Source organism: Tepidicaulis sp., from assembly GCF_965222285.1.
GTDB lineage: Bacteria > Pseudomonadota > Alphaproteobacteria > Parvibaculales > Parvibaculaceae > Tepidicaulis.
Genome location: NZ_OZ244942.1, coordinates 2,132,501 through 2,157,009, shown reverse-complemented (window position 1 = coordinate 2,157,009; position 24,509 = coordinate 2,132,501). Strand labels below are relative to the sequence as shown.

General features: G+C 59.6%; 27 protein-coding genes. 20 read left to right on the top strand and 7 right to left on the bottom strand.

Annotated features, from left to right (window positions below; all coding sequences use genetic code 11):
• Positions 1–23 precede the first annotated feature (23 nt).
• The gene (locus tag ACOQOT_RS10345) at positions 24–3,044 is read left to right on the top strand and encodes an autotransporter outer membrane beta-barrel domain-containing protein (RefSeq protein WP_420559193.1); all 3,021 of its coding nucleotides are present in this window, start codon (positions 24–26) and stop codon (positions 3,042–3,044) included.
• Between the two features lie 170 nt (positions 3,045–3,214).
• On the opposite strand, the gene ACOQOT_RS10340 is transcribed toward ACOQOT_RS10345, so the two are convergent.
• Positions 3,215–3,628: a winged helix-turn-helix transcriptional regulator gene (locus ACOQOT_RS10340; protein ID WP_420559192.1), complete on the bottom strand. Its 414-nt coding sequence runs from the start codon at positions 3,626–3,628 to the stop codon at positions 3,215–3,217.
• Between the two features lie 83 nt (positions 3,629–3,711).
• Here ACOQOT_RS10340 and ACOQOT_RS10335 point away from each other — a divergent pair, with 83 nt between their 5' ends.
• From ACOQOT_RS10335 to ACOQOT_RS10325, 3 genes are all read left to right on the top strand, one after another.
• Positions 3,712–4,044: a nuclear transport factor 2 family protein gene (locus ACOQOT_RS10335; RefSeq protein ID WP_420559191.1), complete on the top strand. Its 333-nt coding sequence runs from the start codon at positions 3,712–3,714 to the stop codon at positions 4,042–4,044.
• Between the two features lie 128 nt (positions 4,045–4,172).
• On the top strand, positions 4,173–4,559 hold the full coding sequence (locus tag ACOQOT_RS10330; RefSeq protein WP_420559190.1) for a hypothetical protein: 387 nt from the start codon (positions 4,173–4,175) through the stop codon (positions 4,557–4,559).
• 488 nt (positions 4,560–5,047) lie between these two features.
• Entirely contained in the window at positions 5,048–5,443 is a 396-nt protein-coding gene (locus tag ACOQOT_RS10325) for an Hpt domain-containing protein (RefSeq protein WP_420559189.1), read from the top strand.
• A gap of 3 nt (positions 5,444–5,446) precedes the next feature.
• Here ACOQOT_RS10325 and ACOQOT_RS10320 read toward each other — a convergent pair whose 3' ends face one another.
• Entirely contained in the window at positions 5,447–6,568 is a 1,122-nt protein-coding gene (locus ACOQOT_RS10320) for an NAD(P)/FAD-dependent oxidoreductase (protein ID WP_420559188.1), read from the bottom strand.
• A gap of 287 nt (positions 6,569–6,855) precedes the next feature.
• On the opposite strand from ACOQOT_RS10320, the gene ACOQOT_RS10315 reads away from it, so the two are divergent.
• The 9 genes from ACOQOT_RS10315 to ACOQOT_RS10275 all read left to right on the top strand — a co-directional run bounded on the left by ACOQOT_RS10315 (position 6,856) and on the right by ACOQOT_RS10275 (position 15,536).
• Positions 6,856–7,176: a 2Fe-2S iron-sulfur cluster-binding protein gene (locus ACOQOT_RS10315; RefSeq protein ID WP_045444904.1), complete on the top strand. Its 321-nt coding sequence runs from the start codon at positions 6,856–6,858 to the stop codon at positions 7,174–7,176.
• Positions 7,177–7,507: 331 nt separating this feature from the next.
• Positions 7,508–8,695, top strand: coding sequence for an NAD-dependent epimerase/dehydratase family protein (locus ACOQOT_RS10310; protein ID WP_420559187.1), 1,188 nt, complete (start codon positions 7,508–7,510; stop codon positions 8,693–8,695).
• 9 nt (positions 8,696–8,704) lie between these two features.
• Positions 8,705–9,925: a LegC family aminotransferase gene (locus ACOQOT_RS10305; protein ID WP_420559186.1), complete on the top strand. Its 1,221-nt coding sequence runs from the start codon at positions 8,705–8,707 to the stop codon at positions 9,923–9,925.
• Positions 9,926–9,949: 24 nt separating this feature from the next.
• Positions 9,950–10,861 carry a GNAT family N-acetyltransferase gene (locus ACOQOT_RS10300; RefSeq protein WP_420559185.1) on the top strand — a complete coding sequence of 304 codons (912 nt, stop codon included), beginning with the start codon at positions 9,950–9,952 and terminating at the stop codon, positions 10,859–10,861.
• Positions 10,851–12,023, top strand: coding sequence for a UDP-N-acetylglucosamine 2-epimerase (gene neuC, locus ACOQOT_RS10295; protein ID WP_420559184.1), 1,173 nt, complete (start codon positions 10,851–10,853; stop codon positions 12,021–12,023). The genes ACOQOT_RS10300 and neuC overlap by 11 nt, the downstream gene beginning before the upstream one ends.
• Positions 12,020–12,688, top strand: coding sequence for a PIG-L deacetylase family protein (locus ACOQOT_RS10290; RefSeq protein ID WP_420559183.1), 669 nt, complete (start codon positions 12,020–12,022; stop codon positions 12,686–12,688). Before neuC ends, ACOQOT_RS10290 begins: the two co-directional genes overlap by 4 nt.
• The gene (gene neuB, locus ACOQOT_RS10285) at positions 12,685–13,764 is read left to right on the top strand and encodes an N-acetylneuraminate synthase (RefSeq protein WP_420559182.1); all 1,080 of its coding nucleotides are present in this window, start codon (positions 12,685–12,687) and stop codon (positions 13,762–13,764) included. The genes ACOQOT_RS10290 and neuB overlap by 4 nt, the downstream gene beginning before the upstream one ends.
• Before the next feature lie 6 nt (positions 13,765–13,770).
• Entirely contained in the window at positions 13,771–14,850 is a 1,080-nt protein-coding gene (locus tag ACOQOT_RS10280; RefSeq protein ID WP_420559181.1) for a nucleotidyltransferase family protein, read from the top strand.
• Entirely contained in the window at positions 14,847–15,536 is a 690-nt protein-coding gene (locus tag ACOQOT_RS10275) for a cytidylyltransferase domain-containing protein (RefSeq protein ID WP_420559180.1), read from the top strand. Before ACOQOT_RS10280 ends, ACOQOT_RS10275 begins: the two co-directional genes overlap by 4 nt.
• A gap of 3 nt (positions 15,537–15,539) precedes the next feature.
• Here ACOQOT_RS10275 and ACOQOT_RS10270 read toward each other — a convergent pair whose 3' ends face one another.
• The gene (locus ACOQOT_RS10270; RefSeq protein ID WP_420559179.1) at positions 15,540–15,839 is read right to left on the bottom strand and encodes a chorismate mutase; all 300 of its coding nucleotides are present in this window, start codon (positions 15,837–15,839) and stop codon (positions 15,540–15,542) included.
• A 290-nt stretch (positions 15,840–16,129) separates the two neighbouring features.
• On the opposite strand from ACOQOT_RS10270, the gene ACOQOT_RS10265 reads away from it, so the two are divergent.
• The 4 genes from ACOQOT_RS10265 (at position 16,130) to ACOQOT_RS10250 (ending at position 19,090) form a co-directional block, all read left to right on the top strand.
• Positions 16,130–17,158 (top strand): NAD(P)/FAD-dependent oxidoreductase, encoded by a 1,029-nt coding sequence (locus tag ACOQOT_RS10265; protein ID WP_420559178.1) that lies wholly within the window; start codon positions 16,130–16,132, stop codon positions 17,156–17,158.
• A gap of 27 nt (positions 17,159–17,185) precedes the next feature.
• Positions 17,186–17,512, top strand: a complete 327-nt coding sequence (locus ACOQOT_RS10260) for a 2Fe-2S iron-sulfur cluster-binding protein (RefSeq protein ID WP_045444615.1) — start codon at positions 17,186–17,188, stop codon at positions 17,510–17,512.
• Positions 17,513–17,588: 76 nt separating this feature from the next.
• Positions 17,589–18,401 (top strand): hypothetical protein, encoded by an 813-nt coding sequence (locus tag ACOQOT_RS10255; RefSeq protein ID WP_420559177.1) that lies wholly within the window; start codon positions 17,589–17,591, stop codon positions 18,399–18,401.
• 68 nt (positions 18,402–18,469) lie between these two features.
• Positions 18,470–19,090 (top strand): class I SAM-dependent methyltransferase, encoded by a 621-nt coding sequence (locus tag ACOQOT_RS10250; protein ID WP_420559176.1) that lies wholly within the window; start codon positions 18,470–18,472, stop codon positions 19,088–19,090.
• A 3-nt stretch (positions 19,091–19,093) separates the two neighbouring features.
• On the opposite strand, the gene ACOQOT_RS10245 is transcribed toward ACOQOT_RS10250, so the two are convergent.
• The 4 genes from ACOQOT_RS10245 to ACOQOT_RS10230 form a co-directional block, all read right to left on the bottom strand.
• Entirely contained in the window at positions 19,094–19,384 is a 291-nt protein-coding gene (locus ACOQOT_RS10245) for a hypothetical protein (protein ID WP_052379251.1), read from the bottom strand.
• Positions 19,385–19,400: 16 nt separating this feature from the next.
• Entirely contained in the window at positions 19,401–19,658 is a 258-nt protein-coding gene (locus tag ACOQOT_RS10240; RefSeq protein WP_420559175.1) for a hypothetical protein, read from the bottom strand.
• 73 nt (positions 19,659–19,731) lie between these two features.
• Positions 19,732–20,124 carry a hypothetical protein gene (locus ACOQOT_RS10235; RefSeq protein ID WP_420559174.1) on the bottom strand — a complete coding sequence of 131 codons (393 nt, stop codon included), beginning with the start codon at positions 20,122–20,124 and terminating at the stop codon, positions 19,732–19,734.
• Positions 20,125–20,138: 14 nt separating this feature from the next.
• Positions 20,139–21,371: an MFS transporter gene (locus ACOQOT_RS10230; RefSeq protein WP_420559173.1), complete on the bottom strand. Its 1,233-nt coding sequence runs from the start codon at positions 21,369–21,371 to the stop codon at positions 20,139–20,141.
• A 186-nt stretch (positions 21,372–21,557) separates the two neighbouring features.
• Here ACOQOT_RS10230 and ACOQOT_RS10225 point away from each other — a divergent pair, with 186 nt between their 5' ends.
• Genes ACOQOT_RS10225 through ACOQOT_RS10215 form a run of 3 tightly spaced genes read left to right on the top strand, consistent with a single transcriptional unit; the run spans position 21,558 to position 24,502 of the window.
• Positions 21,558–22,568 carry an efflux RND transporter periplasmic adaptor subunit gene (locus tag ACOQOT_RS10225; RefSeq protein WP_420559172.1) on the top strand — a complete coding sequence of 337 codons (1,011 nt, stop codon included), beginning with the start codon at positions 21,558–21,560 and terminating at the stop codon, positions 22,566–22,568.
• Between the two features lie 3 nt (positions 22,569–22,571).
• Positions 22,572–23,825 (top strand): ABC transporter permease, encoded by a 1,254-nt coding sequence (locus ACOQOT_RS10220; RefSeq protein WP_420559171.1) that lies wholly within the window; start codon positions 22,572–22,574, stop codon positions 23,823–23,825.
• Positions 23,825–24,502 (top strand): ABC transporter ATP-binding protein, encoded by a 678-nt coding sequence (locus ACOQOT_RS10215; protein WP_420559170.1) that lies wholly within the window; start codon positions 23,825–23,827, stop codon positions 24,500–24,502. Before ACOQOT_RS10220 ends, ACOQOT_RS10215 begins: the two co-directional genes overlap by 1 nt.
• Positions 24,503–24,509: the final 7 nt, after the last annotated feature.

Genomic DNA, 24,509 nt, shown 5'->3' with positions numbered 1-24,509 from the left:
CTGCACTGCGTCAGGGGGATGAGATGGCAGAGCAAGACACCCGACGTTCTGCTGGGGATAGCGGCGCGGCGTCTTTTCACGGCAAGTTGTTTCATACATCGCGGCACTGCCGCGCTTTGCGGCGGCAGGCAAGCGCCGCCACGCTGATCCTGGCTGCAGGCCTTTGCGCAGGCGCGGCTGAGGCGCAAGAGGGGCTCTTCCTTTATGTGCCCAATTTCAACGATGACACCGTTTCGGGCCTGGAATTGGCAGCGGATGGCACGGCCAGTGTGGTGGCCACGGTAAACGGTGTGGGCACGACCTTGCTCACCGTTAAGGTGCGCGGCGACCAGGCTTATGTCTATGCGCCGGCACGTAATACCAACCGGGTTTATGTGATCGATACGGCGACCAATACGGTCGTCAGTTCGGTTGCGACGGCCGCGCAGCCGAGCGGTGTGACGTTCAACACCAATGGCACGCGGGCCTATGTCTCCAATGGCAGCGGCAGCGTCGATGTCTTCAACGTCGATGCGGCAACGGGCGCGCTTAGCGCCGTCACGAATATCGATACGGGCGGGGGCAGCGGGCTGCGCCAGATCAGCATTTCGCCGGATGGCAGCCGTGTTTATGCCGTCGACCAATCTCTGGACCGGCTCGTCGTGATCGACACTACGACCAACAATGTCCTCACCAATGTTACGGTCGGCGATCAGCCGCTCGGTATCGCCGTCTCGCCGGACGGGTCCCGGCTCTATGTCACCAATTTCACCGACGACACGCTCTCGATCATCGATGCAGGCACCAACACCGTGTCGGCGACCATCGGCCTCGATTTCGGCGGCACGCTCGGCCGCGGGCCGGACAGCGTGGCAGTCAGTCCGGACGGGCGCTTCGTCTATGTCGCGAACCGGACGACGGGGAATGTCAGCATCGTCAACGCGGCGACCGACACAACGGTTGCGGTCACGGCGGCGGGTCCGCAGGCGAATGGCGTGGCCGTTTCACCGGACGGGTCCTTTCTTTATGTCTCCTCGCAAGGGGCGAGTGACCGTGTGAATGCCTTCACCATCGATCCCGTCACGGGGCTTTTGACGGCAAACGGCACCGCGGCGGTCGGCGATTCACCTGTGGCGCTGAGCATTTGCAGCGGCGGCAGCGGTTTGCTGGGAAGCGGCGGCACTTTCGTCGCTAAAAGCGCGGCGGCGCTTGCCTGCGCGGGCGGCGCGGCGAATTTCACCGGCGGTACGTTGCTCATCGACGGCACGAATCTGCAGATCGGCGCGCCCGTGAATTTCGGTGCGGGCGGCGGCACCGTGAATACCGATGGCAATGATGCCGCGCTCACCGGCGCCATCACCGGCACCGGCAATTTTTCCAAGACGGGCACGGGCACGCTCAGCATCGTCGGCAACGGGTCTGCTTATACCGGCACGGCCAATGTCACGGCGGGCACGCTTGTCGTCGGTGTCGGCGGTCTCGGCTCCCTGGGCGGCGACGTGAATGTGGCTTCGGGCGCGGCGCTGGGCGGTACGGGCACGATCGGCGGGGATGTAATGCTGGCGTCAGGCGCGCGCCATGCGCCGGGCAATTCCATCGGCACGCAGACCGTCAGCGGCAATTACGTGAATAGCGGCACGCTTGCCATTGAGGCTTCGCCCAGCGCGGCGGACAAGGTGATCGTGCAAGGCACGGTCGATATTTCCGGCGCGAGCCTGGAAGTGACGGCGTCTCCCGCGACTTTTGCAAGCTGGGGGCCGCTGAGCGGGCCTTATACGATTATCGACAAGCAAAGCGCGGGCGCGGTGACGGGCACATTTGCCGCTGTCACGAGCAACCTCCTCTTTCTCACCCCTGCCGTCGGTTATACGGGCGGGGACGGCAATGATGTGACGCTCGCCCTTGTGCGCAACGACACAAGCTTTGCCAGCCTGGCCAATAGCGCGAACCAGGCGAGCACGGCGAACGGTGCGGAGAGCCTTGGCAGCGGCGCGGTGTGGAGCGCGCTTGCCTTGAGCGGCAACGCGGCGGGCCTGCAGCAAAATCTCGATCTTCTTTCCGGTGAAGTCCATGCCTCGATGAGCGGCGCGCTTCTGGAAGGGGGCAAGCATGTGCGCCAGGCCCTTGGCGCGCGCACACGCGCGGGTTTTGGCGGGGCGGGGGCGGCAGCGCCCGTTGCCGTTGCCTATAATGGTGAGGGCGGGCCCATGCCCGTGCCCGAAACCTATGAAGGCACGGTCTTCTGGGCGAGCGCCTATGGCGCCTGGGGCGGTACCGATAGCGATGGCAATGCGGCGGAAACCGACCGGCGCGCGCGCGGCGTGCTGTTCGGCGCGGATGCGCAAATCGGCGAGGGGGCTTTCGAAGGCTGGCGCCTCGGGCTGATGGCAGGCGCCGGACAGACGGATATGGATGCGGATGCCCGCGCCTCTTCCGCCGAAAGCAATGATTATCACCTCGGCGCTTATGCAGGCACGCAGCTTGGCGCGCTTGGGCTGCGCACGGGGCTTTCCTATTCCTTCCATGATATTGAAAGCGCGCGTCAGGTCAGCGGCGGCGGGCTCACCGATAACCTGACCGCCGAGTACGATGCCCGGCTCTTCCAGGCCTATGGGGAAGCGGGCTACCGCTTGAAAACGGCAATGGCCGAGCTTGAGCCTTTCGCAAGCCTTGCCTATCTCACTCTCGATGCGGACGGTTTCAGCGAGACGGGCGGTGCCGCCGCGCTCAGCGTTCAAAGCGCCACGACCGAGACGGTCTATTCGACGCTCGGTCTTCGCGCCGACAAGCCGTTCACGGCAGAGGGTAAAGAACTCACGCTCGGCCTCATGGCGGGCTGGCAACATGCGTTCGGCGATACAAACGCCTCAAGCATCAATGCTTTTGCCGGCGGCACCGGCTTTGCCATCGACGGCGCGCCGATTGCCGAAGACAGCCTCGTGATGGAAGCGGGCCTTAGCGGCGCGATTTCAGCGGATGCTGGCCTTAGCGTCGCCTATCAGGGCCAGCTTTCGGACGAGGCTGAGGACCACGGCCTCACCGCCCGGCTGACGCTGAAATTTTGAGGGGGGCTTGCCTCGTTGCCCTTAAGGGCCCGCACAAATCTCCCAACACGCCTCGGAGGGGTGGCTGGGAAGCTGATATGGTGGATGAATGTCAGCGCTTAGAGATTTTCCGTTTAGAAAGATGTGCGTGACACCGTAATCGCTCGTGCGTCAGCTTGCCGCCGGAAAATTCATTCACTGTCCGCCCCATTCAAGTTCAACAGTGCTTCGCGTTTTTCGCCGGAGGCGGCTTCTGCCCACATTAAAAGGCTGTCGAGGGCGGGGCAGAGGGATTGGCCCCAATCGGTGAGACGGTATTCCACGCGGGGCGGGACTTCCGGGTGGACGGTGCGGGTGACGACTTCGTCCTTTTCCAGCTGGCGCAATTGCTGGATGAGCATTTTTTGCGAGATGCCGGGGATGGCGCGTTCGAGTTCGGAAAAGCGCAGGGTCTTGCCGCCGAAGAGCTGGAAGAGGATGACGAGTTTCCATCTGCCGCCGATGACCTGCAGCACGTTTTCGATGCCTCTCGCTGCAAGCTCCGCCGTGTAATCGGGGCGCTTACCTGGAGGTCTGTCAGTTACCTTTTCGTGCGTTCTTGTCATGTTCCAAGCCTAGCGGCATGTATGAGGCCCGGCAATCTTTCACGCCGCGCCTGAGAACGCGCCTGAGAAAAGGAAGGCATGTCATGACGATTACGCTCCCCCAACCCGTTGCCGATTATATGGAAGCCAGCGCCCGGCTGGATGCGGACGCCATTCTTGCGCCCTTCGCGCCGGATGCGGAGGTTTTCGACGAGAACCGCACGCATCGCGGGCGTGAAGAAATCAGGGCATGGATTCTCAGTGCGGCGATCGCCGCCAAGGCGGTGCCGCTGCCTCGGGCTGTCGTTGATGCCGAAGACAGTGATTGCCGCGTGCGGGCGGAGGTAGCGGGTGATTTTCCCGGTACGCCGATCATGCTGACGTTCGATTTCGGGCTGAAGGGTGGGCAAATTCAGTCGCTGCGCATTTCGCCCTGAGAAGGTAGGCGCTGGAATGAGCGGGGGTCCGCGCCTTTTAGCCGGGCGCGGTTGCTCTTGCGTCCCGTTGCCCGAGGTTTCAAGATGGTTTCCCAATAAGCCTTGAGACCTTGGCCTGGGAGGCTGATATGGCAGATGAGCGGCAGCGCTTTGGGGCCATTCCGGGAGCGGCGGAGGAAGCCGTCCGTTCCGGGAGCGATTTTCCGGACGGCGGCGGGGATTCTGCCTCTGCTGCCGGCACGGGGCACGGCCCGCAGGCTCACGAAGCACGCTTTTCCCACAAACCCACCTGGGCGCAGACGCGCTATCTCATTCGCGGGTTGAAACAGCCGGGCGGCAAGCTGCCTTTGTTCGATGATGAGGGGCAGGAGATCGACATTCGCACCATCCGCTCCTGCATCGAGCGGGGCTGGGCGGAGCCCTGGTTCAAGAACCCGATCAAGAAAGACTGGCTGGTCTGCAAGCTGACGGCGGAAGGCTATAAAGTGCTGGGGTCGGCAAAACCGAAAGCCTGACGATTTTCCTGCCGCGTGGAACGCGCGCGGAAAAGCATCCTAACAATCTGAGACTTGAAGTGTGGCAGCGCGCCTTGGCGCGCGGTGCTTCCTTGGTCTGTGCCCTGCAACGACGGCGCTCTGCAAACGAAAGCCCCCGGCGTGGGGGGGCGCCGGGGGCACTACGAGGGGTTCTTGACGATTCACGAGGCTGTTGGTGCCCCGTTTGTTATTTTTACCAAGCCTTAACTTTAGGCGCAAGATAAAAACGGCCGTTTGTTAATAATGATTAACTATTTTGCACAGTAAATAGAGTCATTCGTAAACAAATCGAGATTTAATTGTTTAAAGTTTTAAGGAGAATTAAACGTTTTTTAAACTGTGCCAAAACGATTGGAGCTAAGTATTTAGAAGGCAATTGCGCGGTAGAGTGCGCTGAAGGCACATTATTCATTCGTGTTCGGATTTGTGCCTGGGCAGTAGTGGCGTTTCTCGAGGGGCTTTTGAGTATGAAGGATATGTCTATCGCCAGTGAGGCTGAGGCCTTGGCAGGCCTGAACGGAATTTCCGGCGGCGCGGGACGGCCGGTCGATCTGGTTCATCTTTCCCGTTACACGATGGGCGACCGTAATCTGGAATCGGAGCTGCTGGGCCTTTTTTGCCAGCAGGCGCGGGTTTATGTGAGCCGGATGCGGGACGCGGAAAGCGATCAGGACTGGCACCGCGCGGCGCACAGCCTGAAGGGCTCGGCGAAGGCGGTCGGCGCTTGGGCGGTGGCCCAGGTCTGTGAGGGCGCGGAGAGCCTTGGCGCAGGCGCGCAGGACGCCCGGCTCAAAGCGATCGGCGAGATCGAAGCCCAGCTCGATACGGCGACGGCTTATATCGATCTTTTGCTCGCGAGCTGATCCTTAAAGCTCCAGGCGCAAGACCGCTTCTTCCGCAAGGGCGAGGGAGGCGGTGATGCCTGGGCTTTCGATCCCGAAGAGATTGAGCAAGCCTTCGAGCCCGTGATCGGCGGGCCCGGAGAGAAGAAAGTCGCGCGCCGGTTCGCCCGGCGCCTGGATTTTCGGCCGGATGCCCGCATAGCCCGGCTGCAGCGCGCCCTCTTCCAGCCCCGGCCAATAGGTGCGGATGGCGCCGTAAAAGCGCTCCCCCCGCGCCGCATCTACTGAATAGTCCGGGCCCTCCACCCATTCCACATCCGGCCCGAAACGGGCCTGGCCGCCCAAATCGAGGGTGAGGTGAATGCCAAGGCCCGCCGCCTCCGGCACCGGGTAGATAAGCCGGGAGAAGGGGGCTTTGCTGGGTAGCGTGAAATAATTGCCCTTGGCGTAATAGGCTGGGGGCACATGGGCGGCATTCAGCCCTTCGATCTTACGGGCAAGGTCCGGCGCGCTAAAACCTGCCGCATTGACGAGACAGCGGGCTTTAAGGCGCATGGGCGCCGCGCCGCCCACCTCCAGCCCATACCCATCCTTGAGCCGGGCCGCTTTCAAAAGCGGCGCGCCGAAGGCGATCATGCCGCCTCTGTCTTCCAGATCCCCCTGCAGGGCCAGCATATAGCCATGGGTGTCCAGAATGCCGGTGGAGGGGGAAAGGAGCGCCGCCTCGCAGGCAAGCGCCGGTTCCAGCGCTTTTGCCTGGCGGGCGGTGAGGCTTTCAAGATCGGTGACGCCGTTTACCGCCGCTTTTTGCCGGATGGCGGCAAGCGCGCCTTCCTGCTCTTTCGTCGCCGCGGCGATAAGCTTGCCGCAGCGCCGGTGGGCGATGTTCCGCTCGGCAAGATAGCGGTAGAGGCGTTCTTTCCCCTCCACGCAGGTGCGCGCCTTCAGGCTGCCTTCGGGATAATAGATCCCGGCATGAATGACTTCCGAATTGTGGGAGGAGGTTTCAGTGCCGATCTGCCCGGCCTTTTCCAGCACGATCACCTCCCGGCCCTTGCGGGCAAGCGCGCGGGCGACGGCGAGGCCGATGACGCCCGCGCCGATGACCACGCAGTCAGCTTCGCTTTCATAAGAGGGGGATGTCATGGACCGAACCGTTTCCGTTTTTGAGTAGCGCCCGTTTTAACCGGCCTGCGGCGAAATGACCATGAGAGCGCCGGGGCGAGGCCAAAAGGGCGGGGAAAAGTGGCTGGACGCTGGGCAAAGAGGCGTGATAAGCCCCTCCTCGAACAAGGTGCTGGCAGGCTTCCCGGGGCGCAAAGCTCAAGGGGAAGGCCTTGAAAAGGCGAGCCGGCGTCAATTATGTAAGAGGGGCTGCGGTCAGGGAGGCGGCGGCAACTTTTCCGGCATCCAAAGACGGCGATAAAAAGACAATGGCAAAGATCACCTTTATCGAGCATGACGGCACCAAACACACGGTCGAGGCCGAAAACGGCATGACCGTGATGGAAGCGGCCGTGAAGAACTCCGTTCCCGGCATCGATGCCGATTGCGGCGGCGCCTGTGCCTGCGCGACCTGCCACGTTTATGTGGGCAAGGACTGGCTCGACAAGACGGGCACGGCCGAGCAGATGGAAGAAGACATGCTCGACTTCGCCTTCGACGTGCGCGACAACAGCCGCCTGTCCTGCCAGATCAAGGTCACCGACGAAATCGACGGCCTCGTCGTCGACCTGCCCGAGAAGCAGTTCTGATTTTCTGAGAAAAGGCCGTTTCCGTGCGTCTCGGAGCGGCTTTTTCTTTTTAGTCCCTGCCGGTCAGGTTCGGGGCGGTTTGGCCTGTGTGCCGTTCGCAAGTCCGTTTACGTAAAAGCAATTCTCACAGATAAATTCTGAGACCGTTTGGGCGGATGCGCCCAAACATCCATTTGTTGGCGTTTACGGTTCAGAAACCATAAAAGCGGTTCTATTTCCTGGAAATCCGGGGATTTTCTCAGCTACTTTACGGCTTATTAACATTAACAAGCGCATCTTTTCTCCCAAAGACCGGCGATCCCGCCGGAGACTTCTGGCCACGGAGAGATGAATGGCATCGAACGATTCCCGCCCGCCTGTGTCAGCCAATCCTCTTGCCGACGAAGCCGTCTATAGGGCGGCTCTTTCCGCTTGCGCCAATTGGCTGAAAGCGGGTGATGCCGCGCGCGCGGTTGAAGCGCTGCAGGATACGATGAGCCGGCTTGAGCGTGAGGCGCAGCGGGGCCCGCTGCGGGCGCGCCAGGTGCTTGTGGTGGGCGGTGCAGGATATGTCGGCGCGGTGATGGTGCGCGAGCTCTTGAAGCAAGGCTACGGCGTGCGTGTTCTGGACAACTTCCTTTATGCCAATTCGCTGTCGGTGGAAGGGCTGTTCGACGAGCCCGGATTTAGCTTTGTGTTCGGGGATATGCGTGACCAGGCCGTATTGGACCGGGCGCTGGACGGGGTGACGGACGTCGTGCTGCTTGCGTCGCTGGTCGGCGATCCGATTTCCAAGAAATATCCGGAGCTGACCCGGTCCGTGAATGGCGGAGGCAGCGAGGCGCTTTTCGAAGCGATGAAAGGCCGCGGCATCCATAAATTCGTTTTTACCTCCACATGCTCGAACTACGGCATGCGCACCTCCGATGACCCTGCGACGGAAGAGGCCGAGTTGAAGCCGCTTTCGATTTATGCGGAAACAAAAGTGGCGTTTGAAAAGTACATTCTAACGCATGCGGATAAAGCTGATTTCATACCGACTATCCTGCGCATTTCGACGGCGTTTGGCTTAAGCCCGCGCATGCGTTTCGATCTTACGGTGAACGAGTTTACCGCAGCCTTGGCGCGCGGCGAAGCTCTCGACGTTTATGACAAAGATACATGGCGGCCCTATTGCCATGTGCGCGATATTGCCGGTGCCGTGATCCGTGTGCTGGAAGCGGATGAAACCAAGGTGCGCGGCGAGGTGTTCAATGTCGGCTCGGATGAGAACAACTACACCAAAGCGATGATCATCGAAGAGATTCTCAAGCACATCGACGGTAAAGTGAATTTCGTGGAGCATGGGTCGGATCCCCGTAATTACCGGGTTTCCTTCCGCAAGATCCGCGAAGTTCTCGATTTCGTGCCCCAGCATTCGGTCGCTGGATTTGTGCCGGAGCTGATCGGCGCAGTGCATGCCGGTTTCTATCAACGCCAGAATGCCATTCAAGGCTATTACGGCAATTATGAGGTGCGGCCGGAAGTGGCGGCCGCGTAAGGAGGCGCAATGGCGCTCACCGTGGACGTTTCCGGCATGGCTGATAACAAGCGCGGTGTCGATGCCGGCGCGGTTGTTGCCGCGCTGCGATCGGCGATAGGGCGAGGCGCCGAAAGCGGTTTTGTGCCGTTGCATGCTCCGCGCATAGCCGGCGCTGAATGGACTTACGTAAAAGACTGTCTTGATGCTGGATGGGTGTCTTCCGTCGGATCTTATGTGGACCGGTTCGAGGAGATGCTGGCTGAGCGGTGCGGGGTGGCGCATGCGGTAGCTGTCGTAAACGGTACCGCTGCTTTGCAGGTCTCGCTTCGGCTGGCGGGCGTTCAAGCCGTAGATGAGGTCATCATTCCTGCCGCGACTTTCGTGGCGACGGCGAACGCCGTCTCTTATCTCGGCGCCGTGCCGCACTTTGCCGACAGTTCCACGCTCACGCTTGGGCTCGACCCTGAAAAACTGGGCGCATATCTTAAAGATATCGCCGAAGTGACCGGAGATGGCACGCTTAACCGGCTGACTGGCCGGCGCATTACCGCGATTGTTCCCATGCACACATTCGGTCATCCCGTCGATATGGAAGCGCTTGCAGAGATCGGTGCGCAGTGGAACCTGCCGATCGTGGAGGATGCCGCCGAGTCGCTTGGCAGTTTTTACAAAGGCCAACCATGCGGTTCGCTCGGGCTTGTGGCAGCGGTGAGTTTCAACGGTAACAAGATTATCACCACAGGCGGCGGCGGCGCTATCCTGACAGATGATGCCGAGCTTGCCCGTCATGCAAAGCACCTGACGACCACGGCCAAGGTTTCTCATAAATGGGCCTTCAATCATGATGAGACGGGTTACAATTACCGCCTGCCTAACTTGAATGCCGCAATGGGGTGCGCGCAGCTGGAACAGCTCGATGATTTTTTGCAAGCAAAGGCACGTCTTGCAGATCGCTATATGGAGGAGTTTTCCGGGGTAAAAGGTGTTTCCTTTTACCGTCCGCCTTCTTTTGCCCGGTCCAATAACTGGCTCAATTGTCTGCTTCTCGATACCCCGGATATGGAGACCCGGAACGCCGTTCTCGATGCAACGAACGATGCGGGTCTGATGACCCGGCCGCTTTGGACGCTTATGCCGGACCTTCCTATGTATACAAGCTGTCCTTCCATGGATCTGCCTGCAGCGCGGGCCCTTGAAGCGTGCTTGATCAACATTCCCTCCAGCGTGGAGCTTGGGGAGGCGATATGAATGAGCGGCGTGTGAGGACTGAAGATGGTTGAGCATCTCGACATCCGCAGATTTTCCCCGGGTGATGAGGGCGCAATCCTGCGTCTGTTCGAAACTTCTTTTGGGCACGCGATGGGGACGGATTATTGGCGTTGGCGTTATCAGGATAATCCGGTGGGTGGACCTGCAATCGAACTTGCCTGGGAGGGTGACACGCTTGCTGCGCATTACGCGGTTTCGCCAGTCGAGCTTGAGTTGGATGGAAAACCAATCAAAGCTGCGCTTTCCATGACGACAATGACCCATCCCGATTATCGAGGGCTTGGGCTTTTTCCCAAACTTGCCGGACGACTTTACGCACGGCTAGCGGAAGAAGGCTATGAATTGGTTTTCGGCTTTCCCAACGTACAAAGTCACCGCATTTTTGCACGGGATCTCGGGTGGCAAGACCTTGCACCCGTCCCCATGATGCGGCTTGAGTTAGGCACTGCGCGGCTTGAGAAAAGCGCTGAGGCGGTTGAAGTGCGCTTGGCGGAGGAGATTGCATGCGCATCGCACGATGCAGGAGTTACGCTTCGGCGAAGTGCTGCATTTCTGAGTTGGCGCTTCGAGCAGGAGCCGGAGCACGACTACCGTTTCTTCAAATCCAAAAATGATGCTGCCTATATTGTCGTCAAACGTTTCGGTGAAGAGATGGATATCGTGGATTACGCTGGTTCGGGTGATGCGGCTGCCGGACTCATATCGGCGTTCGGTGTCCGGGCCCGGGAAGAAGGCGTGACGGCGTTCAACACATGGATGCCGGTTTTTGATCCGCGGTTCGGCGCACTGGAAAAACTAGGTTTCGTGCCCGGCGCGCCGGTCACGTATATGGGCGGACGGTCGCTGGCCGGCGCAGAAGATCTTTTTAAACCGGAACGCTGGCATGTGACGATGGGGATGTCCGATGTCTTCTGACGCCTCACGTCGCGACGTGTTGTTCGTTACCGGGTCGCGGGCGGAATATGATATTCTTTTCCCGGTCATTGAGGCCGTGGCGGCGTCGCAAACGCTTATCCCGGCCATTGCGGTGACGGGTAGCCATCTAGCGCCGCAATTCGGGCTCACGGCGCGAGAGGTAGAGGCAGATGGTTTTCCTATTGCTGGGCGTATTGAAAATCTTCTTGCTTCGGATAGTGCCGGTGCGCGGGTGAAGTCCGCTGCCATTCAGCTTTCCGGGCTTGTCGATCTTGTACAGAACCGCGCTCCGGATTTTCTCGTCGTTGTAGGAGACAGGGAAGAAGCCATCACCACTGCAATGACGGGCGCTTACATGAATGTTCCAGTTGTCCATATAGCGGGCGGGGACACGGCAGATGATTTCAATGTCGATAATGCGGTGCGTCATGCGGTAACGAAACTGGCGCATCTTCATATGGCGGCCTCGCCGGGCAGCGCTGAGCGTATTGTAAAATTCGGGGAAGAAACATGGCGGGTGCATAACGTAGGTGCGCCGGGTCTTGACAGGCTTCGGAAAGAGCCTTTGTTGGGCCGTGATGAGCTTGGCCAAAAAATGGGTGTGGCGCTGGATGGGCCGTTTGCCATTCTTATCCAACATCCCATTTTGCCGGAAATGGACAAGGCCGGTGCGCAAATGCGGGCAACGCTTGAGGCGATGGTAGAGCTTGATATTCCCGTTTTTGTCAGCGCACCCAATTCGGACGCCGGTAATTTGGCGGTGCGCGAGGCGATTGCGGATTATGCGTCACGTTACGCGCAATTTCATGCTTATCACAATTTGCAGCGTTACCTTTTCGTCAATCTTATGCGGCATGCCAGTGTGCTTGCCGGTAATTCGAGTTCTGGGATCATCGAAGCGCCGTTTTTGGGCTTGCCAGTGGTGAATGTTGGCTCGCGTCAGCGGGGGCGGGAGCATGGCGGCAACGTTACATTCACGGGATATGAGGTTCCGGAAATCTCCACTGCATTGAAGCGCGCAGTATTTGATGAGAATTACCGCGCGAAAGTAAAGGCAGCGGCCAACCCATATGGCGACGGGTATGCGGGCGAGAAAATTGCGGCTGTGCTGGCGCGTGAGACGGACAAGGTTCGGCTTCTTTCCAAGAGGAACACGTTTTGAGCATTCTTGTAGCAGCACCTCACCCGGATGATGAGACCATCGGTTGCGGTGGTACGCTTTTGAAGGCACGCGCAGCGGGCGTACCTGTTCACTGGTTAATCTTCTCGGAGATGGATAAAGCGCTTGGCTATTCAGAGGCACGTATTGCCGCGCGGCAAAAGGAAGTCGAGGCTATTTCTGCGCATTATGGTTTTGCGAGCGTGCACCGGCTTGGATACAGAACGGCGGCGCTTGAGCAGGTCCCGATTGGAGAGATGATTGGGAAGATTGCGCAGATCATCGGCGAACTCGGTCCTGACACTCTTTATCTGCCTTTCCCTGGCGATGCGCATTCTGATCATAAGGTGGCTTTTGATGCAGTGATGGCCTGCTCCAAATGGTTCCGTGCTGCGTCTGTAAAACGCATCCTTTGTTACGAAGCGCTGTCGGAGACGGATATTTCTCCAAAGCCTGGCGGGCCGCAGTTTCTCGCTAATGTCTATGAGGATGTTACTACTCAGATGGACGGCAAGATTGCGGCGATGAACATGTTCAAGGGGGAAACAGGTGTGCCGCCTTTCCCCCGCAGCGAAGAGGTGATCCGCGCTAAGGCACTGGTTCGCGGGGCAGAAGCAGGATTTATGGCTGCAGAGGCCTTCATGCTGGTGAAGGAGATCCGCTCATGAGCCCGCATGTAACCTTTATTGCCGAAGCCGGGGTCAATCATAATGGCTCGTTGGCGCGTGCACTTGAGATGGTGGATGTGGCTGCAGCGGCTGGGGCGGATGTCGTTAAGTTTCAAACATTTAGCGCTGACGCGATTGCGACCAAATCTGCACCTAAAGCGGCCTATCAGATACAGGAGACGGGGGCGAGGCAAAGTCAGTATGAAATGCTCAAAGCGCTGGAATTGGATAAGAAGGCGCATGAAGCATTGATCGCCCGCTGTGTTGAACGAGACATCGAATTTCTTTCAACGCCGTTCGATTTACCAAGTTTGAAACTTCTTGCTGAAGATCTGCAGTTGAAACGGCTGAAAGTTGGTTCCGGCGAGTTAACCAATGCACCACTCCTGCTTGCCCTTGCGGAGACGGGTTGCGACGTTATTCTTTCAACGGGTATGAGCGCGCTGCAAGAGGTGCGCGCGGCATTGGAGGTTCTTGCTTTCGGCTACACAAGGAACGGTAGCCCGCCGGAAACTGATGCATTCAAGACTGCATTTGAAAGCGCGGAAGGTCAGGCGGCGCTTAGCCGTCATGTGACACTGCTTCATTGTACGAGCGCTTATCCTACCCCGGATGAAGATATCAACCTTGCTGCGATCGGTACGTTGAGAGACGTTTTTGGGCTAGCTGTAGGGTTTTCAGACCACAGTACTGGTGTCGATATTCCCATTGCATCCGTTGCGGTGGGCGCATCCATGATAGAAAAACATTTTACTCTGGATCGCGGACTGCCTGGGCCGGACCATAAGGCCTCACTAGAGCCTGGAGAGCTGTCGGCGTTGGTAAAGTCGGTGCGACGTATTTCGACAGCCTTGGGAAATGGGGTTAAGGCGCCGCGCCCGAGCGAGGAAGCGAATATTCCTATAGGGCGCAAAAGCCTTGTGGCGGCGCGGCCCATTGCGGAAGGTGAGCTTTTTACAGAAGACAATCTGACGGTGAAGCGGCCGGGCACGGGGTTGTCGCCGCTTGCATTCTGGTCGCTACTCGGCAAACCGGCGCCGCGCGCTTTTGCGCCGGACGAGCTTATTGGGCTGTGAGGGGAAATGGCCGATTGGAAAAAAGCCGCATTGCCTGAAAGCGCCACGATCCGTGAGGCGATTGCCTCGCTCGATCGAAGCGCCCTGCAGATCGTGCTTGTCGTGGATGGGGAAACGCATCTTAAAGGCACGATCACGGACGGCGATATTCGCCGTGCGCTTTTGCGCGGGGAAGGGATGGAGGCACCCGTTACCAAGGCGATGAAGGAAAACCCCATCACCGCCGGGCCGGAGATCGACCGGGCGACCGTTCTTAAATGGATGAAGCAGTTCAACATCGCGCAAGTGCCGGTGGTGGATGATGGCGGGCATATCGTCGGGCTTGAGACGCTCAGCCAGCTCATGCGTCAGCAGGACAGCGGCAATTGGGTAGTGATCATGGCGGGCGGGCTCGGCACACGGCTGCGGCCCTTGACCGAGGACCTGCCGAAGCCGCTCATTCCCGTCGGCGGGAAGCCCGTGCTGGAAGGCATTATCGAGCGCCTTGCCGAACAAGGCTTCAAACGGCTCTTCCTCTCCGTCAATTACCAATCGGAAAAAGTGGAGGACTATTTCAAGGACGGGTCGAAATGGGGCGTCGAGATTACGTATCTCGAAGAAAACAAGCGCCTTGGCACGGCGGGCGCATTGCATCTTCTCCCTGAGCGCCCGGTGGAACCTTTCCTTGTCATGAATGCAGACCTCATGACGGATATCGATTTCCGCCGCTTGGTCGATTTTCATAAAGAACAGGAGGCCGATGCCACGATGGGCGTGCGCGATTACCGCCTGCAAGTGCCTTACGGGGTGATCGACACACGTGGGCACCGCATCACCGGCATTGTGGAAAAACCGGTGCAAAGCTATTTCGTCAATGGCGGTATTTATGCGCTTTCGCCTTCGGTTCTTTCTTATGTGCCGGAAGATGAAATGTACGACATGCCCGAACTTTTCGAAGCGCTGATCAAAGACGGCGGTCTTGCCGCCGCGTTCCCGATCCATGAATACTGGATCGATATCGGCCGCTTTGAAGATCTCGACAAAGCCCAGGAAGAATATGGTGCGGTCTTCGGTAAGGATGGCGCTATGAAAGGCAAGGTGCTGTGAGGCGGATCTGCACCATTCTGGCGCGGGGCGGCTCGAAGGGCGTGCCGGGCAAGAATATCCGCTTCATTGGCGGCAAGCCGCTGATTGCGCATTCCATCGCCCAAGCGCTAGCCAGCGGGCTTTTCGAGAGGGTGGCCGTTTCAAGCGACGATGACGAGATTTTGCGCGCTGCTGAAGAGGCGGGGGCCCATGAACTGATTGTGCGCCCGGCAGAACTTGCGAGCGACACGGCGCCCAAGCTTCCGGCCATTCTTCACTGTGTGGAGGACGTGGAAAAGCGTGAGGGCCGGTTCGATGTGGTTGTGGACCTACAGCCGACTTCGCCTTTGCGCGAGCCTTCGGATATTCGAGGCGCTGTCGCGCTTCTGGAGGAAAGCGGCGCGCCCAATGTTATCACCGGATTGCCGGCCAAATGCTCGCCCTATTTCAATCTGGTGGAAGAGCGGGCGGACGGCAGTGTCGGCCTTTCCAAACCGACCGATCCGCCAATTATCCGCCGCCAGGATGCGCCGCGCACTTTCGATATGAACGGCTCTGTCTATGTTTGGCGTCGGGAAGTACTTACCGCCGATATGAAGCTCTTTAAGCCGGGCACAAGACTATATGAAATGCCCGAGGAGCGTTCCGTCGATATCGACACACCGCTCGATTTCGAGTTTGCGGTATTTTTGATGGGGCGCCGCTGAGTTTTACTCAGCCGCCGCCTTCTTATCGAAGACTTCGTATTCGTGCTCGATGCTCTTTTCGATGAGGAGCCGCCAGAGGGGTTCGGCGATGGCGCCGGAGAGGCCGGCTTTTTCGGCCTCGGCCAGGACTTTTTGCACCACGTCCTCGATGCGGGCCTGGTCGCGCACAGCGCTGCGCTGGCCTTTGATGCGGCCAGCCTGCTCGATATAGCCCTGCCGCTCGGCCAGCAGTTTCACCAGCTCGCGGTCGAGCCGGTCGATTTCACGGCGTACATCGGACATGGTTTCGCAGTGAACGGCCACCGGGTCCTCCTTGGGGTCAATCGGGGGGCAAATCGGTCTATCTAGGGGGAAGATAGGCATCGCGCCGGGAAAGTCACCCTGAAATCACCGCAAACCCGGTGTGGCAGATGCGCCGGGCGGCGGAAAGGGCGGTCAAAGATATCCTAAATAAACAAGTTAATAGTGTGAATTATTCATTTTCACACTTGAATTTTGAATTTGAATGATTATTACAACAGGAGTTTGTTCTTTACCTCACGGGCCAGCCTTGCTAATTGGGCGCCGGGTGCGACACAGATGGACGGCATTTTATGACCCAGGAAACGATCAAGACGGACGTTGTCATCATCGGCGCAGGCCCTGTGGGGCTTTTCGCGGTGTTTGAGTTGGGCCTTTTGGACCTGAAGGCGCACCTTATCGATATTCTCGACAAGCCGGGCGGGCAATGCGCCGAGCTTTATCCTGAAAAGCCGATCTACGACATTCCCGGCCTGCCGCAAGTGTCCGGCCAGGAGCTGACGGACCGGCTGATGGAGCAGGCCGCCCCCTTCGATCCGACCTATCACTATAATGAGATGGTCGAGAGCATGGAGAAGACCGGGGAAGGTCATTGGCGTCTAAAGACCGATGGCGGCCTCGTCTTCGAAGCGCCGGTCGTCGTCATCGCCGCGGGCGGGGGCAGCTTCCAGCCGAAGAAACCGCCGATCCCGGGCATCGAAGAATATGAAGGCACGTCCGTCTTCTATGCCGTCAAAAAGATGGAAAACTTCCGCGGTAAAAACATCTTGATCTCCGGCGGCGGCGACAGCGCGCTCGACTGGACGATTAACCTGCAGCCGCTCGCCAATTCCATGCAGCTCATTCACCGCCGCGACGGCTTCCGCGCCGCACCGGATTCGGTGAACAAGATGCGTGCGCTGGTGGACGAGCAGAAGATGCAGTTCCATCTCGGCCAGATCACCCAGCTTCACGGCGCCAACGGGCAGCTGGAAGGGGTGACGGTGAAGGGCGCGGACGGCGAGTTCAATGTCGAATGCGACACGTTGCTGCCCTTCTTCGGGCTCACCATGAAGCTCGGCCCCATCGCCAATTGGGGGCTCAACCTGCATGAGAACCTGATCCCGGTGGATACGGAGAAATTCGCCACCAACGAGCCCGGCATCTATGCCATCGGTGATATCAACTGGTATCCGGGCAAGCTGAAACTGATCCTTTCCGGCTTCCATGAAGCTGCTTTGATGGCGCAGGCCGCCTTCAAGCACATCAATCCGGATGCCAAGATCACGTTCCAGTACACGACGTCGTCGACGAGCCTGCAGAAGAAGCTCGGCGTCGCCTGATCTTTCTCCTTCGCAAGGAGCGGACACATGAAAATCATCGTCGCTGACAGCGGCGGGGTCGAGCACGCGCTCGACGCCGTGGAAGGATGGCGCGTGATGGAAATCATCCGCGCCCACGGTTTCGGCCTTGAGGCGGAATGCGGCGGCTCCTGCGTCTGCGGCACCTGTCAGGTGCATGTGGACCCGGCCTGGGCCGCCCGGCTGCATGAGCCGCGTGAGGACGAGCTGGAACGGCTGGACGAGAATTTCGCCGAGCCGGACGAGCGCCTGTCCTGCCAACTCATCTTTACCGAGGAGCTGGACGGGCTGCGCCTCGTTCTTCCGGAAAATGTGAAGGCGCCGGAGCCCGCTTGACGGGTTTCGGCCCCGGCTTTCCTCGCCTTCAGCGGCGCGTCTTGCTATGAAAGGGCGCTGTTTTGAGGGAGGAAAGATGCAGGCCGCCGGTGAAGTTCCGTCCCGCTTTCATGCGGGTCATTTCCTGTTTCAGAAAAAAGATACTGCCGCGCCGGGGTTGCCCGCCGGGGCGGAGGCGCTTTTGGACGGCCTGCCGGAAGATCTCGCCCTGATCGATGCCCATGGCAGCGATGCCTTGCCCCGCTCGGCCGTGGGCCGCGCCATGATGGAGGCAATGCGCCAGGTGCATGAGGCGGTAGGCCACACGGCCCGCGAGCCGGCCGTCTCCCCCCGCTTTGCCGCTTATGGCGCGCTGGCCGATCTTTGGGCGGTAGAGGAAAAAGCGGAAGGGGCGGTTTTCGAAGAAGGCCTGCTCTTTGCCGCACAGCCAGGCAGCGCTTGGCAGGAGGAAGCAGCGGTGCATGCGCGCAAGGCAAGCGAGCTTATGCTCCATGCCGGTACCTTCGGCGCCGTGCAATGCACAGGCACCGGCGGCGGCCTGCCCAGCATGGGGCTTGCCGATACGGTTTGCGTCCTCTCCAAAAATGCCGCTCTTGCCGCCTATGCCAGCGCCTATATCGTCCATGGTGTGCAGGCAGACGGGGTTAAAGCCAGCCTCTTTCAAGGGGAAGACAGGTTTTTCGGCGCTTATGAGGCGGTGCGGGAGGTGCCGGTCATGGAGCCCGATCTCATCTGGGAGGCGCTTTCCCGGGGCGTGCGCCTTGCCTCCACGCTCAAAAGCAAAGGCCTGTTGCGCGCTTGCGTGTTGACGTTGAAGGGGCGGGGCCGTCTTATTGGACCCATCGAGGGGGACCGGCTTCTGCGCTTCGGCGTCTCGCAGTGGCGGTGACGCGCGTTTAGCTGGATTTCTCTTCGGGCCTCCCGCGTGGTGGCGGACAAAGACCGAGAGGGAAAGACATGGGCTTTTACGAAAAATATATCGTGCCGCGGATCATCAACGTGGCCTGCGGGACCAAACCCATCTCCTATCAGCGCCGCAAGGTCGTGCCGCAGGCGGAAGGCCGTATTCTGGAAATCGGCATCGGCACGGGCCTCAATCTGGAATATTACGACCCCTCCAAGGTCGAAAAGCTGATCGGTCTCGACCCTTCCGAAGAAAGCTGGCGCATTGCCGGCGACCGCGCCAAGGACCTGCCTTTCGATGTGGAGTTCATCGGCCTGCCGGGCGAGGAAATTCCGCTCGATGCCAACAGCGTCGATACCGTGCTCGTTACCTTTAGCCTGTGCACGATCCCGGAGCCTGAAAAGGCGCTGGAAGGGATGCGCCGGGTTTTGCGGCCGGGCGGCAAGATGATTTTCTGCGAGCATGGCGCGGCGCCCGATGCAGGCGTTCGCAAATGGCAGGACCGGGTCAATCCCGTCTGGAAGGCGGTCTGCGGCGGCTGCAATCTCAACCGCGAGATCCCCTCGATCATCGAAAGCTCTGGCTTCAAGATCGGCAAGCTGGAGACGATGTATCTGCCCTCGACGCCGAAGATCGCCGGCTTCAATTATTGGGGCGCGGCGGAGGCCCGCTAGGCCTTACCAATAGCGGTGCGGATAGGGCCGGCCGTAATACCAGGGATCATAGAAGAAGGGATGGCGGTTCGCCTGTTCGATCGCCTGGGCGCGGCGTTCTTCGGCGCGGATTTCACGCAGCTTGAGCAGGCATTCGGAAAACTTTTCCGTGCCGCGTTCAAAACCGAGCTGTGTGCATTCCTGTTCATCGGCGATGCGCTGCTCGGCGGCCATGCGCTCGCGCTCTTCTGCGGAGACGCAGGCGCCGAGGCTGAGCAGCGCGGCAAGTGAAACGATGAGGGGCCAGGTGCGCATCTTTCTCTCCTCGGCCTTAAAAACTGGTGCCCACGCCGATACCAACGCCGAAGGTCGGGGAAGAGTTCTGCTTGGCCCGTTCTTTGGCGCGGATTTCCCTTAGTTTCAGGCGGCAATTGCCATAAGCCTCCGTGCCCGGTTCGAAACCGAGCTCCTGGCAGTTCCGGTCGTCTTCCGCTTCGATACGGGCGGCTTCGGCCCGTTTGTCCGCTTCGCTCGCGCAGGCAGCCAAAAGGCCCGCGCTGAGTGCCGCCACGATGAATGCTTTGAACATGATTTCGCCCCCCGCCCGTTATGGGTTGGATGGAAACAGCCTTACCAAGAGTTGAGGCGAAAATATGGTGGGGTCAAGCCGTTCTGGAACCGGTAAAACCAGGGCGGAGTTGGAAGAGGGCGCCCGCCAGTTCCGTCACGGCAAAAAGCCCGAAAACCGGGGATAGCCCGCCCGCGATATGCCAGAGCAGCAATGCGGCGACGGCAAGCCGCCCGGCCCCGTCCAGCCGGGCAAGAGGGGCTAAGGGCATTTTTAGCCGCGCCAGCGCCCAGATAACGCCGATAACGCCCATGATGTTGATGAAGGCCATGGCGGCCCCGCCGATTTCCGGTGCAGCTTCCGGGGCGATGAGGCGGTCATGCAGCCAGAAAATAAGATCGAGCACGGGCCGCGCGGTGAGCGGCAGCACAAAGAGCCCCGTGACGAGAAGATCGAGCCCGGCGAAAAAGCGGATGGTCTTTTCCATGGGAAGGCCTTTCTTCAGTCCGCCGCTTGCGGGGCGGGCACGGGCTTTTGCCAGATAAGCTCATGGCCGGGCTGCGGATGAGACGGGATCATCCGGGCAAAGACGAGAGAAATGCCCGCCATGCCCGCACCCAGAAGGAAAACCAGTGAAGGATTGAAAAGCCAGATCAGTCCGAAAAGCGCCGGGATGACAACGGCGGCGATATGGTTGATCGAAAAGGCGACCCCGGCGGTGGGGGCGATATCTGCCGGATCGGCGATTTTCTGGAAATAGGTTTTCATCGCGATTGCCATCGCAAAGAAGGCATGGTCGATGACATAGAGCACGGCGGCGATCAGCGGATTTTCCACAAAGGCATAGGTCACGAAAACGAGGATGAGACCGATATATTCAAAGGTGAGCGCGCGCCGCTCCCCGAAGCGGATGATGGCGCGGCCGATGGCGGGCGCGAGCACCATGTTGAAGGCCTGATTGATCAGGAAGAGCATGGTGATTTCGGTCACCGCATAGCCGAATTTTTCCACCATCATGAAACCGGCAAAGACGACGAAAATCTGCCGCCGCGCGCCGCCCATGAAAGTGAGCGCGTAATAAAGCCAGTAGCGCTGGCGCAGGATCAACGTCTTGTGCTGCGGCACCGCGGCTTTGAATTCCGGAAAAAGCAGAAAGGCGGCCAGCGCGATGAGGCAGGTGACGGCGCCGCCTGCGGCATAGACCCACTTATAATCGAGATGCAGCGCCTCGAAGGTCACATAAATCAGCGCATAGGCAACGAGGCTGGCAAAACCCGCCATGGCAATAAGCTTACCAAGGATGGCCGGCGCCTCTGATTTCGGCAGCCATTGCAGCGCCAGCGACTGCTGCGCCGTTTCATAATAATGATAGCCGACCGACATCAGCACCGTCGTGCAGTAAAAACCGATGGCGGTGGGAAAGAAGCCGGTCAGCGCCGTGCCCGTGCCGAGCAGCGCAAGGGAGAGCAGAGCGAAGCGCTGTTCCTTGATCGCCAGCAGAATGAAGACGAAGGTGAAGGCCAGAAAGCCCGGCACTTCGCGCAGCGATTGCAGAATGCCGATCTCCGCGCCGGTAAAAGCTGCCCGCTCGATCGCGAAATTGTTGACCAGTGATTGCCAGGTGGCGAAGGAAAGCGGCACGGCGGCGGCCATGACGAGCAGCAATATTTCCGGCCGGCGCCAGTCTGTCTTTCCGGCTGTCCGTCCGGCTAAATTTTGAAAAATGTTGCTCATTATCGGGCCGTGCGCTTGTGATGCGGCGGATTGACCCTAATCATGGCAGGGGCGCCTGTCTTGCTCAAAATGGGCAAATCGGGCGGCGGAAATGCGGGGTAAGTGCGCTATGCTTGCGCCGCATTCGCGCGGGTCTCAGTTTTCCGCGCATGCAGCCGGTTGGAACGGCCAAAGCAGGAGACGTGTGTGGCTTCAAAATGGGGATGGGCGGCTGCCGCCGGGCTTGTGATCTTGGCCGCAGCCGGGGCGTATTTTTTCTTCGGCGGTTCCACTTATCAGGCTGAAAAAGCCAGGATTGGTCCTGCCGTCGAGGCCGTCTATGCGACGGGCACCGTAGAGCCGGTGCGTATGTCCCGGGCGGGCCCGAAAATCGCAGGCCGCATCGTGGCGATGCCGGTGCGCGAATCTCAGATGGTCGCCAAGGGCGATCTGCTTGTGGTGCTCGATGATACCGAAGCACGCTCGCGCGTTGCCGAGCTCGAGGCCCGGCTCGATCTTGCCAAAGCCGAGCAGGCGCGCGTCGCGCGGCTTTTCCGCTCCGGTAATATCAGCGCCTCGGCCCGCGATCAGGCTTTCACGAATACGCAAAGCGCGCAGGCCGCGCTCAATGCTGCAGAAGCGCAGCTCGCGGAACATCACATCCGCGCGCCGATGAGCGGGCAGATATTGCGCTTTGAGGACGATCCGCAAGTGGGCGATCTGGTGCGGGCGGGTGAAACACTCGCTATCCTGGGCGATCCGGCCCAACTCTGGATCGAAGCGGATGTGGATGAAGAAGACATTCCGCAGGTCGAGCTCGGCCAGCGCGCGCTTATCCGTTCCGATGCCTTCACCGGCCGCGCGCTGGAAGGGGAGGTGCGCAAGATCACGCCTTTCGGCGATCCCGTGCGGCGCAGCTACCGGGTGCATATCGCGCTGCCCGGCAACACGCCGCTTCTTTCCGGCATGACGACGGAAATCAATATTGTCGTGCGGGAGACGGAAGAGGCGGTGCTGGTGCCCACCTCCGCGCTTTCCGGCAATGCGGTTTATGTGCTGAAAACCGGAAAAGCCGTGAGACGAGAGGTGGAGATAGGCACGATCGGCCGCGATGAAGCGGAAATCCGTTCCGGGCTGGAGGCCGGTGAAATCGTGCTGCTTAATCCCGCCGGGCTTGAAGATGGCATGCGGGTCGATGCCGCGCTGCCAGCGGAGTGAACCTTGCTCTTTTCCCGCGTCAATTTTCAAATCGCCTTCGCCCATCTGATGAACCGGCGGCGGCAAAGCCTCGTCTCGGTGCTGGGCGTGGCGCTGGGCGTCGGGTTTTTTATCGGCACTTCCTCGCTCATGCAGGGGTCGGAAAACGATTTTGTCAGCCGCCTCGTCGACAGCCAGCCCCATATCACCGTCAAGGACGAGTTCCGGGAGCCGGCACGCCAGCCGCTTTTCATGATCTTTCAGGACGGGGCGGTGGCGCTAAAGGGTGTCAAACCGCGTGAATATCTGCGCGGCATCAAGAATTACAAAGGCAAGCTCGAGCAGCTCGAAGCCATTCAAGGGGTGATCGCCGCACCGGGCTTATCCGGCGCCTCGATCGTGCGCTATGGCGGGGAGGAGCGGAATGTCTCCATTCTCGGCATCGACCCCGATGTCGAGCCGCGCCTTACCACCATCGAAGAGGACATGGGCGAAGGCTCACTCGATGCGCTGAAAACCACGGCGGACGGGATCGTGATCGGCAAGGGCCTTTCGGACAGGCTGCAATTGCGCATGGGCGATCTTGCCTCCGTCATTGCGCCCAGCGGCAATGTGGTGCTGATGAAAGTGGTGGGTATTTTCCGCGCGGGGAATGTTCTGCTCGATGAAGGGCAGGCTTATGTTCTCTTGAAGGATGCGCAGGTGCTGTTCAACAAACCCAATATCGCCGACCGGCTGCGGATCAAGCTGCCCGATCCCAATGCCGCGCTTGAATTTTCCCGCCAGCTCGAACAGCGCTGGGAGTACAAGGCGGAAAGCTGGCAGGAAGTGAACGAGGATATTCTCGGCCTCTTCGTCGTGCGGAATGCCATTCTTTATTCCATCGTCAGCGCCATCATGATCGTGGCCTCGTTCGGCATCTTCAACATTATATCGACCGTGGTGATGGAAAAACGCCGCGATATTGCCATTCTCATGTCCATGGGCTTTAGGGCGCGGGACATCCGGGCCATCTTCCTCATTCAGGGTTTTGTCGTCGGCATTATCGGCATGTTGACGGGCTGGGGCATCGGCGTCGGGCTCATATCCATTCTCGCTTCTATCGAGTTCGATGTGGAAGGGCTGATCGATGCGCAAGGTTTTCCGCTCGATTATGGCTTTACCCAATTCGTCATTGCCGGGATATTCGCGCTTGCCTCCGCGGTGCTTGCCGCCTGGCTGCCCGCGCACCGCGCTTCCCAGGTGCGTCCCGTCGATATCATCCGGGGGGCGGCGTAATGGAACCTGCCATCGAAACACGCCATGTCACGCGTATCCTGCAGGAAACCGTGCCGGTAACGCTGGTCAAGGATATTAACCTGAAGATCGCGCCGGGCGAGTTCGTTTCCGTGACGGGCCCCTCCGGCTCCGGCAAATCCTCTCTGCTTTATCTTCTGGGCCTTCTCGATGTGCCGACGGAAGGCGAAGTGCTGATCGAAGGGCAATCGACGGCGGGGCTGGAGCGGGCCGAGCTTGCCGCGCTCCGGCTGGAGAAACTTGGTTTCGTTTTCCAGTTCCACTTTCTTCTGCCCGAATTCACGGTCGCCCATAACGTCATGCTGCCCATGCAGCGGCTCGGGCGGCTCAGCGAGAAAGAGATCAAGGAACGAGCGGCGGAGTTGCTGGATTATTTCGAGATCGGGGAGCAGGGCACCAAACGCCCGGACCAGCTTTCCGGCGGGCAGCGCCAGCGTGTTGCCGTGGCGCGGGCCCTGGCCAATCGGCCGAAGATCATTCTGGCGGATGAACCGACGGGTAATCTCGACACGAAGAACTCGGACATCGTGCGCGATATTTTTGTCCGCCTCGCAAAAGAGGAGGGGATGACGGTGGTCGCCGTCACCCATGACACCGATTTTGCGGAAGCAGCCGACCGGAATATCCATCTGGTCGACGGCATGGTCGCCCGCTCATAGAGATGAC